We start from the raw sequence: 13161 nt of genomic DNA on the forward strand, positions 1-13161 counted from the left end.
CAAGTCTCCCGCGATTCACGGGAATCTCAAGAGTGCATGCCCCCAACGGCGGACCACCGGCGGGTGAACGGTGATCATCTTCACATATATCGGGGCCGGAGAACCGCATTTTCGTCCCTTGTGTCCTTCTTTGGGCAAGATGGAGTGACTTGTTCGAGGAACAGTCGTACGGACCGAGGGATGTTGATGCCGGAGCGGAGCCCCGCCGAGGAGGGCGGCAAGAAGGAGCGCAAGCGGATCGATCTGAGTGTGGCTCAGGTCGCGGCGAGTGCGCTGGCCACGGTGGTGGGGGCGCTGTTCGCCTCCGAACTCGGCGTGTACGGAACGATCCTGGGTGCGGCGGTGGTCAGTGTCGGGGCCACCACCGGCGGTGCGGTGTTCCAGCACATCTTCCGGCGCACCGGCGAGCAGCTGCGTGAGGCGGTGGTGGACCGGGGGCCCGGCCACGCCGTGAACGGGCTGCGCCAGGTGCCGGAGCGCCCGGTGGAGCCGGCGCCGTCGGCGATCTCCTCGGAGTGGAACGAGCCGCAGGTGGTCCGGGCGCGTCGGCGGTGGACCTGGAAGACCTACGCGGCCGTGTCGGGGCTGGTGTTCGTGGTGGCGATGACGCCGATCCTGGCGTTCGAACTGGCTACCGGGCAGCCGGTGTCGGCGACGGTGAAGGGCGAGTCGGGCAACGGCACCTCCTTCGGCGGCGTGGTGAGCCCGAAGTCCCCCTCCCCGCGGGAGGCGCCGCCGGCGGAGCGGCCCTCCACCGGCGGCGGGCACGGCTCGGAGTCCTCGCCGTCCGGCGGCGCCTCGGCCCCGTCGACGACGAGGCCGAGCCGGGAGCCGAGCACGGGCCCGAGCACGAGCCCGAGCGGTGGGGCCGGTGAGCACGGCGGCGGTACGGCCTCGCCCTCGGCGGGCCCGAGCGCGACGCCGTCGGCCGGTTCGTCGCCGACCGCGGACGGAGGGAAGCCCTCCGGCACCTCCGGCGGGGCGAGCCCGCAGCCGCCGGTGCCGAGCAACGCCCCCGCCTCCGTGGCCCCGCCGCAGCCCGCGGCGCCGACCCAGGGCGCCACCCCGTGATCAGGCGCCGAGGACCCGGCGCAGGTAGTCGTTGCCGAACACGCGCTGCGGGTCGACCTCGTCGCGCAGGGCGGTGAAGTCGCCGAAGTGCGGGTAGGCGCCGGACAGGTACTCGGCGTCCCGGGTGTGCAGCTTGCCCCAGTGCGGGCGGCCCTGGTGGGCGCACATCAGCTGTTCGACGCCGGTGAAGTAGCCCTGGTCGGCGGTGCCCCGGTAGAGGTGGACGGCGATGTAGGCGCTGTCCCGCCCGGAGGCGGTGGAGAGCCAGAGGTCGTCGGCGGGGGCGAAGCGCACCTCCACCGGGAAGCCGATCTTCCAGTCGGAGCGCTCGACCAGGGCCTTCAGTTCGCGCAGCACCCCGGCGACGGCCGCGCGCGGCACCGCGTACTCCATCTCCACGAAGCGCACCTTGCGCGGGCTGGTGAACACCCGGTGCGCGGTGTCGGTGTAGCTGCGGTCGGACCAGGCGCGGCTGGCCAGCGAGGCGATGGCGGGGATGCTGGCGGGGAAGCGCCGGCCGACCCGGCAGGCGCCCTCCCAGACGGTGTTGGAGAGGAAGTCGTCCTCCAGCCACTCCTTGAACCGGGGCAGCGGGGCGGCCGGGCCCTGGCTGCGGTTGTTGCGCTTGGTGGCGCAGCGGTCGGTGTGCGGGAACCAGTAGAACTCGAAGTGCTCGTTGACCGCGGTGAGGTCGTCCAGCCGTTCCAGCACCTCGTCGAAGGCCATCGGCTGCTCGTGCGCGGTGAGCAGGAAGGCCGGTTCGACGGCGAAGGTCAGGGCGGTGATCACGCCGAGGGCGCCGAGGCCGAGCCGGGCGCCCTGGAAGAGCCGGGGGTGCTCGGTGGGGGAGCAGCGCCGGACGCTGCCGTCGGCGAGGACGATCTCCAGGGCGCGGATCTGGGCGGCGAGCGAGCCGGAGTCGCGGCCGGTGCCGTGGGTGCCGGTGCTGGTGGCGCCGGCCACGGTCTGCACCTCGATGTCGCCCATGTTGGTGAGGGAGAGGCCGTCGGCGGCGAGGATCCGGTTGAGCCGGGCGAGCGGGAGGCCGGACTCGACGGTGATGGTGCCGGCCTCGCGGTCGATCTCGCGGACGGCGGTGAGCGCGTGCGGGCGGAGCAGGACGCCGTCGCCGGCGGAGGCGATCGAGGTGAAGGAGTGGCCGGAGCCGACGGCCTTGACGGTGCGGCCCTGTTCGGCGGCGCGCAGGATCTCCTTGGCCAGTTCCTCCGCGGTGCCGGGGGTGGCGGCCCGGGCGGGCCGGGCGCTCTGGTTCCCGGCCCAGTTGGTCCACCGGGTGGGGGTCGCGGTACTGGCCTGGGGCATGGCGCCGCCTCCTGCTCCGTGGCCGACCGGGGTCGGCGCGGTCCGGGGCGGTGGGGGCCGCCCTACCCGCGGGTAGGCCCGCGGGTAGGGAGAGATTAGTCAGTTCACCGTTCGAGGTCTACGGTCTGTTCGGCCGCTTCGGCGGGCTCGTCGACGGCGAGTCCGGCGCGCAGCCGGCCCAGTCCGGCGAGCGCGGTGACCACGCCGAAGACCCCGGCGGTCAGGGGCACCCAGTAGCCCGCGGCGGAGCCGGCGGCGTCCACCACCCAGCCGCCGGCGGAGGAGCCGACGGCGACGCCGAGGGCGAGCCCGGTGGTCGTCCAGGTCATGCCCTCGGTCAGCTGGGCGGCCGGGACGAGCCGTTCGACCAGGGCCATCGCGGTGATCAGGGTGGGGGAGATGGCGATGCCCGCGATCAGCAGCGCGCCGCCGACCGCGATCAGCCCGCCGACTCCGCGCACCGACTCGGCGACCAGCAGCAGCGGCGCCATGCTGAGCGCCATGAACAGGACGCCGGCGAAGAAGCGGCCGGCCATCGAGCCGGTGAGCTTGAGCGTGCCGAACACCACGCCGGCCAGGCAGGAGCCGAGCGCCCACAGCGCGAGGATCACGCTGGCGATGGACTTGTGCCCCTGGGTTTCGGAGTAGGCGACGGTGACGACCTCGACCGAGCCGAAGATCGCGCCGGTGGCGACGAAGGTGAGGATCAGCACCTGGAGGCCGCGGTTGAGGATCACCGAGCCGCCGGCGTGCCGGGCGCCCGGGTGGACCGGCGGTTCGGTGGCGCGCTGTCCGGCGAAGAGCAGGACGCCGACGGCGAGGAAGACCCCGGCGAGCAGGACGCCGGCCTCGGGGAAGACGGAGGTGGCCAGGCCGATGGAGAGGATCGGGCCGACGATGAAGCAGACCTCGTCGACGACGGCCTCGAAGGAGTACGCGGTGTGCAGCTTGGGGGCGTCGTCGCGGTACAGGTGGGCCCAGCGGGCGCGGACCATCGCGCCGGTGCTCGGCATGACGCCCATGCCGGCCGCGAAGACGAAGAGCGTCCAGTCCGGCGCCTTGAACCGGGCGCACAGCAGCAGGCCGACCACGGCGACGATGGTGAGCGCCATGGCCGGGACGATTATTCGGCGCTGCCCGTGCCGGTCCACCAGCCGGGAGACCTGCGGGCCGAGCAGCGCGGCGGAGATCGCCAGGGTCGCCGACACCAGGCCCGCCACCCCGTAGGAGCCTCTCAGCTGGGAGAGCATGGTCACGATGCCGATGCCGGTCATGGAGATCGGCAGTCGGGAGACGAAGCCGGTGGAGGAGAAGGCCAGACTGCCGGGGGAGGCGAATATCTGGCGGTAGCTGGACAGCACGGGAGCTCCGCGGGGGTAAGGAACGAGGCTGGCGAACACAGCTTACGTACCTTGGCAAACAGTATTTTCCGGACATCCTCGCAGCCCCGACGGGGGTCTCCGGCCCCTCAATGGCAGGATCGGTGCCATGTCCGACGCGCGCAAACCCTCACCGTCCGGCGCCGCCCCGGCAGCGCCGCAGCCGTACGACGCCCTGCTGCTGCTCTCCTTCGGCGGGCCCGAGGCCCCCGAGGACGTCGTCCCGTTCCTGGAGAACGTGACCCGGGGCCGCGGCATCCCCAAGGAGCGGCTGAAGGAGGTCGGCAAGCACTACTTCCTGTTCGGCGGGGTCAGCCCGATCAACGAGCAGAACCGCGAACTGCTCGCCGCGCTGCGCAAGGACTTCGCCGAGCACGGCCTGGACCTGCCGGTCTACTGGGGCAACCGGAACTGGGCGCCCTACCTGGTGGACACCCTGCGCGAACTGGCCGCCGACGGCCACCGCCGCGTCGCCGTCCTCGCCACCAGCGCCTACGCCGGCTTCTCGGGCTGCCGCCAGTACCGGGAGAACCTGGCCGACGCGCTGGCCGCCCTCGCCGCGGAGGGCCTGCCCGAGCTGCGGGTCGACAAGCTGCGGCACTTCTACAACCACCCCGGGTTCGTCGAGCCGATGGTCGACGCCACCCTGGCCGCCCTGGCGCGGCTGCCCGAGGACGTCCGGGCCGGCGCCCGGTTGGCGTTCACCACCCACTCCATCCCGGACGCCATGGCCGAGACCTCCGGCGCCCCGGACGACCCGGCCCGCGGCCGCCCCGGCGGCGCGTACGTCGCCCAGCACCTGGACGTCGCCCGGCTGATCGCCGAGGCCGTCGCCGAACGCACCGGCGTCGCGGACCGGCCCTGGGAGCTGGTGTTCCAGAGCCGCAGCGGCGCCCCGCACACGCCGTGGCTGGAACCGGACATCTGCGACCACCTGGAGGCCCAGCACGCCGACGGCGCGCCCGCCGTGGTGATGGTCCCGATCGGCTTCGTCTCCGACCACATGGAGGTCAAGTACGACCTCGACACCGAGGCCGTCGCCAAGGCCGCCGAACTCGGCCTGCCGGTGGCCCGCGCCGCCACCGTCGGCGCCGACCCGCGGTTCACCGCCGCGGTGCGCGAACTGGTCCTGGAGCGGGCCGCCGCCGAGCGCGGCGAGCCGGTGACCCGCTGCGCCCTCGGCGCGCTCGGCCCCAGCCACGACGTGTGCGCGGTGGCCTGCTGCCCCAACCCGCGAGCCCCCCGCCCGGCCGCCGCCGAGCGCTGACCGCCCGTCCCGTTCCCCCCCGGAGGAGAGACCCGTGCCCACCCCCGCCCTGCCCGACGACCGGCTCCTCGACGACCTGCTGGAGGTCGCCCTGGACGCGGCCCGGCAGGCCGGCGCCCTGCTGCGCGACGGCCGGCCCGCCGACCTCGGTGTGGCCGGCACCAAGAGCAGTCCGGTCGACGTGGTGACCGAGATGGACCTCGCCTCCGAGAAGCTCGTCCTGGAACTGATCACCGAGCGCCGCCCCGAGGACGGCTACCTCGGCGAGGAGGGCGCCGAGCGGCCCGGCACCAGCGGGGTGCGCTGGGTCGTCGACCCGCTCGACGGCACGGTCAACTACCTGTACGGGCTGCCCTCCTGGGCGGTCAGCGTGGCCGCCGAGCTGGACGGCCGGGCGGTCGTCGGCGTGGTGTACGCGCCGGCCCGCGGCGAGCTGTTCCACGCAGTCCTCGGGCGCGGCGCCCGGCTCGACGGCCGGCCGCTCTCCACTCGCCCGGCCCCGCCGTGGGGCCAGGCGCTGATCGGCACCGGCTTCAACTACGTCCAGTCGGTGCGGACCCGCCAGGCCGAGGTGCTGCTGTCCCTGATGCCCGAGGTGCGGGACATCCGCCGGGGCGGGGCCGCCGCGGTGGACCTGTGCGACGTCGCCGCCGGGCGGCTGGACGGCTACTACGAGCGCGGCCTCGCCCCCTGGGACCGCGCGGCCGGCTGCCTGATCGCCGCCGAGGCCGGGGCCCTGGTCGGCGGCCGCCCCGGGCACGGCCCGGACGGCGAGCTGACCGTGGCCGCCGCCCCGGGCGTGTACCAGCCACTGCAGGAGCGGCTGGCCGCGCTGCGCGCCTGGGCGGACTGAGGACGCGTCCTCAGTCCTGGACAGCGAAGAGCCCTGGCATACGGGGGATGCCAGGGCCTGGGGTTTTCGCACGACCCCCGCAGGGCCGCTGGTGCCGGAGGTCCGGCGTCGGGTCGGAAGGTCGGGTGGATCAGGCGGCGGTGCGGTGGCGCTCCAGCACGGTGTCCACGCCGTGCTCGGCGGCGAGCCGGCGGAGGTCGTCCAGCTCGGACTGCTCCACCTCGGCGAGGAACTCGTCCCCGGCCTCGATCGCGCGGTGCAGATCCTGCTCGGCGTTGGCTATGCGCTGCAGGATTCCGGCCTTGAAGGCGTCCATACGGGCCCCCTTACTGTGTCGGACGTGCACGGTCGTACGTTCTCCGCCCCGAGGAGGTGTGGCCAGCGGCAGCGCCCCGTCCGGCAGGTCGTGGATCTCCGGTCGAGCGCGGAGACGGCCTTCGGCCGCTCCCGGTGACGTCCCAGCCCCAGGGCCGGCGCGGATGAACGCACGGCGGGTGGGTGCGATCGGCCAACAGCCAGATCGCGGGTGTGAAGCTGTCCTCCCCGCCGGGGGGATGGGGAAACCTTCCGGCCCGAGAAAGTTGCCTGTGTCACAGTCCAACCGGACTGGTCCCGACACGAACGGTCATCACCCGCTGCCAACGCTCCGTGCCTGGGCGGCAGCTTATCGCTGCTTTACCGGCGGACCAGGCAGGATGGAGGCACCGTCGGAGCCGCGCGTCCGCTTCCGGGGCCGGCCTGGAGAAGGGACAACGATCGTGCGGGTTCTCGTCGTCGAGGACGAGCAGTTGCTCGCCGAGGCTGTCGCCACCGGCCTGCGCCGCGAGGCGATGGCCGTCGACGTGGTGTACGACGGGGAGGCCGCGCTCCAGCGCATCGCGGTCAACGACTACGACGTCGTGGTCCTGGACCGCGACCTCCCGCTGGTCCACGGCGACGACGTCTGCCGCAAGGTGGTCGAACAGGGCCTGGCCACCAGGGTGATCATGCTGACCGCCTCCGGCGACATCAGCGACCGGGTCGAGGGCCTGGAGATCGGCGCGGACGACTACCTTCCGAAGCCGTTCGCCTTCAGCGAACTCGTCGCCCGGGTAAGGGCGCTGGGCCGCCGCGCGACCGTCCCGCTGCCCCCGGTGCTGGAGCGGGCCGGCATCTCGCTCGACCCGGGCCGCCGCGAGGTGATCCGCGAGGGCCGCACCGTCCAGCTCGCCCCCAAGGAGTTCGCCGTCCTGGAGGTGCTGATGCGGGCCGGCGGCGCCGTCGTCTCCGCCGAGCAGCTGCTGGAGAAGGCCTGGGACGAGCACACCGACCCGTTCACCAACGTCGTGCGCGTCACCGTGATGACGCTGCGCCGCAAGCTCGGCGACCCGCCGGTGATCGTCACCGTCCCGGGCTCCGGCTACCGGATCTGACCGGACCCGCCGGACCACCTGACCGGATCCGAGCGGACCGGACCGGATCCGTTCGCCGGGCCCGGCCGGACTCCACCCACCCCGCGCCCGCCCCGGCGGACGCCCCGAGAGGACCATCATGACCACCCCGCCCCCGGCCGGCGGGCCCTCCGGCGCGCCCGCCGGCGGCCCGCGCGCCGTACCGCCCAAGCCCCAGCACCCCCCGCGCGCGCCCCAGCCCGGTCGCTACACCCCCGGCGACGGCATGCTCGCCTGGCTGCCCTTCCGGCCGACCATCCGGATGCGGCTCACCCTGCTCTACGGCGGCATGTTCCTGATGGCCGGCGTGGTCCTGCTGCTGCTGATGTACGTGTTCTTCCAGGACGCCGTGAACAACCTGGCGCCGCGTACGTTCCAGTTCGACGGCAGCCTGCGGGTCAACGGCGTCCCGATGAACAGCGCGCAGTTCAACCAGGAGCAGGCCGGCGACTACCTGCTGCGCTCCAACTCGGCGCTCAACACCCTGCTGCGCAAGTCGCTCACGATGCTGGTCTGCCTCGCCGTGATCGCCTTCGCGGCCGGCTACGCGCTGGCCGGCCGGGTGCTGCGCCCGCTCGGCCGGATCACCCGCACCGCCCGCGACGTCGCCTCCTCCGACCTGCACCGGCGGATCGAGCTGGACGGGCCGGACGACGAGCTCAAGGAACTCGCCGACACCTTCGACGACATGCTGGACCGGCTCGACCGGTCCTTCGACTCCCAGCGCCGCTTCGTCGCCAACGCCTCGCACGAACTGCGCACCCCGCTGGCGATCAACCGCACCCTGCTGGAGGTCCAGCTCTCCGACCCGGCCGCCTCGCCCGACCTCCAGCAGCTCGGCAAGACCCTGCTGGCCACCAACGAGCGCAGCGAACAGCTGGTGGAGGGCCTGCTGCTGCTCGCCCGCAGCGAGAACGAGCTGACCGACCGCCGCCCGGTGGAGCTCTCCGAGGTGGCCACCCGCGCCCTGGAGCAGACCAGGGCCGAGGCGGACCGGCGCGAGGTCGAGCTGCGCTCCAAGCTCGCTCCGGCCGTGGTCGCGGGCAACGGCGTGCTGCTGGAGCGGCTGGCGCTCAACCTGCTGCAGAACGCCGTCCGGTACAACACCCCCGGCGGCTGGGTCGAGCTGGCCACCGCCGAGGTGCCCGGCGGCGGCGAGCTGGTGGTGTCCAACACCGGCCCGGTGGTGCCCGGCTACGAGCTGGAGCACATCTTCGAGCCGTTCCGCCGGGTCAAGGGCGCCGACCGCACCCGCAGCGACAAGGGGGTCGGGCTCGGCCTGTCCATCGTCCGCTCGGTGGTGCGCGCCCACGGTGGCACCATCGAGGCCACTGCGCGCGCCGGTGGCGGCCTCACCATGCGGGTCCGGATCCCCAACCCCTGACCCCGCCCGCCGGGCCCCTCCCGGCCCCGCCGCGCCCTCCCCGCCGCCGCGCTCCGTAAGCGACCGTTCACCGCCGCCCCCGTCAGGCCCGTCAAGACGACATAAGGCCTGGCGGGGGCGGCTTGTCATTTCCTGCCCGAGCAACTTACGGTGTCGTAACCTACGGAACCGTAAGTGCGTCCGCAGACGTGCCCGCCCAACGCGCCCGTCCCGCGCGTGCCGTCCCCCAGGAGCAAGACCGTGACCATCGCCCCTGTGCAGAGCAGCGCCTCCCTCGGATCGACCGGCTGGACCGACGCCCGGCTGATCCTGGCCCTCGAAGAGGTCGTGGAGAAGGAGCTCAACCGCCACCTCGCCGTGGCCAAGGAGTGGATGCCGCACGAGTTCGTGCCGTGGAGCCAGGGCCGCGACTTCGACGGGGTGCTGGGCGGCGACGCCTGGGCCGTCGAGCAGTCCCAGGTGACGCCGCTCGGCCGGGTGTCGCTGGTGGTGAACCTGCTGACCGAGGACAACCTCCCCAGCTACCACCACGAGATCGCCAGCATGTTCGGCCGCGAGGGCGCCTGGGGCACCTGGGTGCACCGCTGGACCGCCGAGGAGGGCCGGCACGGGATAGCCATTCGCGACTTCCTGCTCGCCACCCGGGCCGTCGACCCGGTGGAGCTGGAGCGGGCCCGGATGAGCCACATGTCCGAGGGCTTCGAGTCCGACAACGCGCACAGCATGCTGCAGTCCGTCGCGTACGTGGCCTTCCAGGAGCTCGCCACCCGCATCTCGCACCGCAACACCGGCAAGTACGCCGGCGACCCGCTCTGCGACCAGCTGCTGGCGAAGATCGCCAACGACGAGAACCTCCACATGGTCTTCTACCGGAACCTGCTGAAGGCCGCCCTGGAGATCGCCCCCGACCAGGCCATGCGGGCCGTGGCCGACGTGGTCACCGACTTCCGGATGCCCGGCCACGGCATCCCCGGCTTCGAGCGGGCCGCCGCGCAGATCGCCCTCGGCGGGGTCTACAACCTGCGCATCCACCACGACGACGTGCTGCAGCCGGTGCTGCGCCACCTGCGCGTGATGGAGATCGGCGGCCTCGGCCCGGAGGGCCAGCTGGCGCAGAACGAGCTCGGCGTCTTCCTGGACGGGCTGGACGGCCAGGCGCGTAAGTTCGAGGAGCGCCAGGCCGCGATCCTGGCCCGCCGGGCCGCGCGCAGGAGCGCCGACTAGGGTGTTCGGCGGAGCAGTCGAAGTGGGTGGATTTTCCGTGGTTTGCCCTGGAAGATTCTGAACGTGACCAAGCTCACATCGTGTCGCTCCGTGACTTCACCCGACCTCGGAGAGTGATCATCCGAGCTGGGGTGCCGATCGCAGTCCGTGACCGGATTTCGGGTCAGTACCCGGCCGGATGATTGGTCGGCACCCCAGGTGGGCAAGGGAATGGACGAGCGTCAGCGCGGCCCGTGCTCACTGTGAGTGGCCGCCGAGCGGATGCTGGAGGAGGCTGGCGATGGCCCAGCGTGAGGCCTCCCGCAGCCTGGTGGATCACCCCAATGGACCCCTGGCTGAGTGTCGATTGAGTAACAGGGCTTGAAGTAAGGCAAAATCTCCGCCTCGGGTCGGGCACAAGACCGACCCCCCATGCGTTACGTGCGCTGGAGATACCGCACACACCGCACAAACCCGGAGGGGGAGAGCGAACAATGGCAACGGACTACGACACCCCACGCAAGACCGACGACGAGCTCAACGAAGACAGCATCGAGGAACTCAAGGCTCGGCGGAACGACAAGGGCGGCGGCTCTGTCGACGTCGACGAGTTCGACGCGGCCGAGGGCATGGAGCTCCCGGGCGCAGACCTCTCGAACGAGGAGCTCGCGGTCCGGGTGCTGCCGAAGCAGGCCGACGAGTTCACCTGCATGAGCTGCTTCCTGGTGCACCACCGCAGTCAGCTGTACAGCGAGAAGAACGGCAACCCGATCTGCCGGGACTGCGGCGCCTGAGCACCGCGGCGGACAGGGCCCGGCACCCGCGGCTTCCGCGGGGCCGGCACAGCGCCCCTTCCGGCCCCGGGCAGCGGGGCCGGACGGCAGGTCCGGGAGTCGTCCTGACGGACGGCACCGGGAGGACGGAGTCGGCCATGAGCACGTCGGCCGGCACAAAGTCGTAGGGACGGTCCCGCATCAGCGGAACCGTCCCTCTCCGTTTTTCGGGCCTGTGCGCGTCCGGGGCTGCCCCCTGGCGTGCGCGGGTCCCTCCGCCAGGTGCTCTGTCCGGCACGATCGGCCGGAGAGCCCCTGGGCGCGGGTGCCTAGGTGCGGGCGCCGCGACGGGCCTCCTCCAGCGCCTCCGCCAGCTTCATCGGCGAGCGGGTCGACAGGTAGAGGTAGGGCGTCGGGTCGGACGGGTCGGTCACCTCGATTCGCAGCGCCGTCGGGACGTAGCTGCGCAGCAGCATGAAGGCGCGCGGGTTGGCCTTCGGCCCGCGCCAGGCCACCGCCTCGGCGGGGCTCAGCGGGTGCGCGGTGCCCAGGGCGTCCACCGGGATCCGGGCCGGCCCGGCCACCAGTGAGCCCTGCACCACGCGGATCCGGACCGAGCCGTAGCTGCTGATCGCGACCGCGCCGGCGGCGATGCCGACCACCAGCCCGACCAGCGCGGCCAGACCGCCGACCCGCAGCAGGATCAGGGCGAGCGTGAGCCCGGTCGCGACCGGGAGCAGCCACCAGGAGCGCGGCACCGTGAGGCGTTCGTCGTACATGCCCCCATTGTGGGCGCCCTGACGCCGGCACCGGGACGCCACCCCCACCGGCCGCGCGCCTACCCCTGGGTAGGCTGGGGCCCCGTGACCGGTTCGACCACCCCCACCGCCCCCGCCGACCGGCCGGCGCCCGCGCTGCCGCCGTCCCCGACCACCCCGCCGCCGGACGCCGTACTGCCGCCGCGCGCCCCCGAGGCGCCCGCCCCCGGCACCCGGCTCGGCTCCCACTACGAGCACTGCTTCGGCTGCGGACCGCAACACCCCGGCGGGCTGCGGATCGACGCGGTCGCCGGCGAGGGACTCGACGTCACCGCCGAGTTCGCCGTCCGGGACGTCCACCAGGGTGGTCCGGGCCTGGCCCATGGCGGAGTGCTGACCACCGCCATGGACGAGACCCTCGGCACGCTCAACTGGCTGCTGCACGCCCCCGCCGTCACCGGCCGGCTGGAGACCGACTTCCTCTGCCCCGTCCCGGTCGACTCGGTGCTGCACCTGCGCGCCTGGGTCACCGGTGTCCACGGCCGCAAGATCTACAGCGCCGCCGAGGCGCGCATCGGCGGCCCCGACGGACCGGTCGCGGTGCGGGCGCAGGCGCTCTTCATCCAGGTGAAGCTGGAACACTTCACCACGCACGGTCGTCCCGAGGACATCGAGAAGGTCCTCGACGACCCGGATCTGATGAAGCGCGCACGAGCCTTTGAGGTGAACCCTTGAGCAACACCCCCCGCCCGCCGCTGGACGTCCTGATCAGGCGCATCGACCCCGAGTTGCCGCTGCCCGCCTACGCGCAGCCCGGCGACGCGGGAGCCGATCTGCGCACCGCCGTGGACGCCGAGCTGGCCCCCGGTGAGCGGGCCGTCCTGCCCACCGGCATCGCGATCGCCCTCCCGGACGGCTATGCGGCCTTCGTCCACCCCCGGTCCGGGCTGGCAGCTCGTTGCGGAGTTGCCCTCGTGAACGCCCCGGGGACGGTCGATGCCGGGTACCGTGGAGAGATCAAGGTGATCGTCGTCAATCTGGACCCGCGCGAGGGGGTCAGCTTCCGCCGAGGGGACCGGATCGCCCAGCTGGTGATCCAGCAGGTCGAGAAGGCCCGTTTCCACGAGGTGGCCGAGCTGCCTGGGTCGGCACGTGCCGAGGGCGGGTTCGGGTCGACCGGCGGCCACGCCGCGGTCTAGCATTCCCGCGGCCTCGCAGGAAGCCGAGCAGGTATTCGCATCGGTCTTGGACCGGGAAGGACAGTGACCGTGTTCCGTCGTCGCCAGAAGAGCGAGGACGCTGTCGAGCAGCTCGCCGACGACGCCATCAGCGCCGACGAGACGGCCGATGACGTCGAAGGTTCCGCCGAGAGCGAGAACGTGACCGAGCTGGACCCGTCCGACAAGGTCGGCCTGCCGCCGGCCCCGCGGCCGGACGGTCCGTGGGACCACTCCGAGCTGGAGAACCCCGAGGAGGGGCGAGTGGACCTCGGGGGTCTGCTGGTCCCCGGTGTCGAGGGCATGGAGCTGCGGGTGGAGGTCGCCGGTGACGCGATCGTCGCCGCGACCCTGGTCCTCGGTAACAGCGCCATCCAGCTGCAGGCCTTCGCCGCTCCCAAGTCGGAGGGCATCTGGGGGGAGGTCCGCGAGGAGATCGCCAACGGCATCACCGCGCAGGGCGGCCTCATCGAGGAGGAGGAGGGCCCGCTCGGCTGGCACCT

14 protein-coding genes (1 of these 14 cut by a window edge) are annotated in these 13161 nt (G+C 72.8%); 10 read left to right on the top strand and 4 right to left on the bottom strand.

Annotated elements, in window-relative coordinates:
• The first annotated feature begins 186 nt into the window (after positions 1-186).
• Positions 187-1071, top strand: coding sequence for a hypothetical protein (locus tag A6F73_RS22110; RefSeq protein ID WP_208869104.1), 885 nt, complete (start codon positions 187-189; stop codon positions 1069-1071).
• Here A6F73_RS22110 and A6F73_RS22115 read toward each other — a convergent pair whose 3' ends face one another.
• Both A6F73_RS22115 and A6F73_RS22120 read right to left on the bottom strand, forming a co-directional pair.
• Positions 1072-2394, bottom strand: coding sequence for a D-arabinono-1,4-lactone oxidase (locus A6F73_RS22115; RefSeq protein WP_063349380.1), 1323 nt, complete (start codon positions 2392-2394; stop codon positions 1072-1074). It abuts the gene before it with no gap.
• Positions 2395-2498: 104 nt separating this feature from the next.
• Positions 2499-3755 carry an MFS transporter gene (locus A6F73_RS22120; RefSeq protein ID WP_063349381.1) on the bottom strand — a complete coding sequence of 419 codons (1257 nt, stop codon included), beginning with the start codon at positions 3753-3755 and terminating at the stop codon, positions 2499-2501.
• A gap of 127 nt (positions 3756-3882) precedes the next feature.
• On the opposite strand from A6F73_RS22120, the gene A6F73_RS22125 reads away from it, so the two are divergent.
• Both A6F73_RS22125 and A6F73_RS22130 read left to right on the top strand, forming a co-directional pair.
• Entirely contained in the window at positions 3883-5040 is a 1158-nt protein-coding gene (locus A6F73_RS22125; RefSeq protein ID WP_063349382.1) for a ferrochelatase, read from the top strand.
• A gap of 34 nt (positions 5041-5074) precedes the next feature.
• Positions 5075-5893 carry an inositol monophosphatase family protein gene (locus tag A6F73_RS22130; RefSeq protein ID WP_063349383.1) on the top strand — a complete coding sequence of 273 codons (819 nt, stop codon included), beginning with the start codon at positions 5075-5077 and terminating at the stop codon, positions 5891-5893.
• Positions 5894-6023: 130 nt separating this feature from the next.
• On the opposite strand, the gene A6F73_RS22135 is transcribed toward A6F73_RS22130, so the two are convergent.
• Positions 6024-6209, bottom strand: a complete 186-nt coding sequence (locus tag A6F73_RS22135) for a hypothetical protein (RefSeq protein WP_030057688.1) — start codon at positions 6207-6209, stop codon at positions 6024-6026.
• 442 nt (positions 6210-6651) lie between these two features.
• Between A6F73_RS22135 and A6F73_RS22140 the strand changes: the two genes are divergently transcribed.
• The 4 genes from A6F73_RS22140 (at position 6652) to A6F73_RS22155 (ending at position 10704) form a co-directional block, all read left to right on the top strand.
• On the top strand, positions 6652-7305 hold the full coding sequence (locus A6F73_RS22140) for a response regulator transcription factor (protein WP_063349384.1): 654 nt from the start codon (positions 6652-6654) through the stop codon (positions 7303-7305).
• A gap of 118 nt (positions 7306-7423) precedes the next feature.
• Positions 7424-8707 carry a HAMP domain-containing sensor histidine kinase gene (locus A6F73_RS22145; RefSeq protein ID WP_063349385.1) on the top strand — a complete coding sequence of 428 codons (1284 nt, stop codon included), beginning with the start codon at positions 7424-7426 and terminating at the stop codon, positions 8705-8707.
• 240 nt (positions 8708-8947) lie between these two features.
• Entirely contained in the window at positions 8948-9931 is a 984-nt protein-coding gene (locus A6F73_RS22150; RefSeq protein WP_063349386.1) for an acyl-ACP desaturase, read from the top strand.
• Between the two features lie 473 nt (positions 9932-10404).
• Positions 10405-10704 carry a DUF4193 domain-containing protein gene (locus A6F73_RS22155; RefSeq protein WP_030057692.1) on the top strand — a complete coding sequence of 100 codons (300 nt, stop codon included), beginning with the start codon at positions 10405-10407 and terminating at the stop codon, positions 10702-10704.
• Positions 10705-11012: 308 nt separating this feature from the next.
• Here A6F73_RS22155 and A6F73_RS22160 read toward each other — a convergent pair whose 3' ends face one another.
• A complete protein-coding gene (locus tag A6F73_RS22160; RefSeq protein WP_063349387.1) occupies positions 11013-11462 on the bottom strand; it encodes a DUF3093 domain-containing protein in 450 nt (149 codons plus the stop codon).
• A 135-nt stretch (positions 11463-11597) separates the two neighbouring features.
• On the opposite strand from A6F73_RS22160, the gene A6F73_RS22165 reads away from it, so the two are divergent.
• The 3 genes from A6F73_RS22165 to A6F73_RS22175 form a co-directional block, all read left to right on the top strand.
• Positions 11598-12176 carry a PaaI family thioesterase gene (locus A6F73_RS22165; protein WP_063351415.1) on the top strand — a complete coding sequence of 193 codons (579 nt, stop codon included), beginning with the start codon at positions 11598-11600 and terminating at the stop codon, positions 12174-12176.
• A complete protein-coding gene (gene dut, locus A6F73_RS22170) occupies positions 12173-12640 on the top strand; it encodes a dUTP diphosphatase (protein ID WP_063349388.1) in 468 nt (155 codons plus the stop codon). The genes A6F73_RS22165 and dut overlap by 4 nt, the downstream gene beginning before the upstream one ends.
• A gap of 69 nt (positions 12641-12709) precedes the next feature.
• Positions 12710-13161, top strand: partial view of a DUF3710 domain-containing protein gene (locus A6F73_RS22175; protein WP_063351416.1) — the 5' portion only. 355 nt of this gene lie beyond the right edge of the window; 452 of the gene's 807 nt are visible here — the first part of the coding sequence; it begins with the start codon at positions 12710-12712; the stop codon falls past the right edge of the window.

It is taken from the genome of Streptomyces sp. MJM8645, from assembly GCF_001625365.1.
Taxonomy (GTDB): domain Bacteria; phylum Actinomycetota; class Actinomycetes; order Streptomycetales; family Streptomycetaceae; genus Kitasatospora.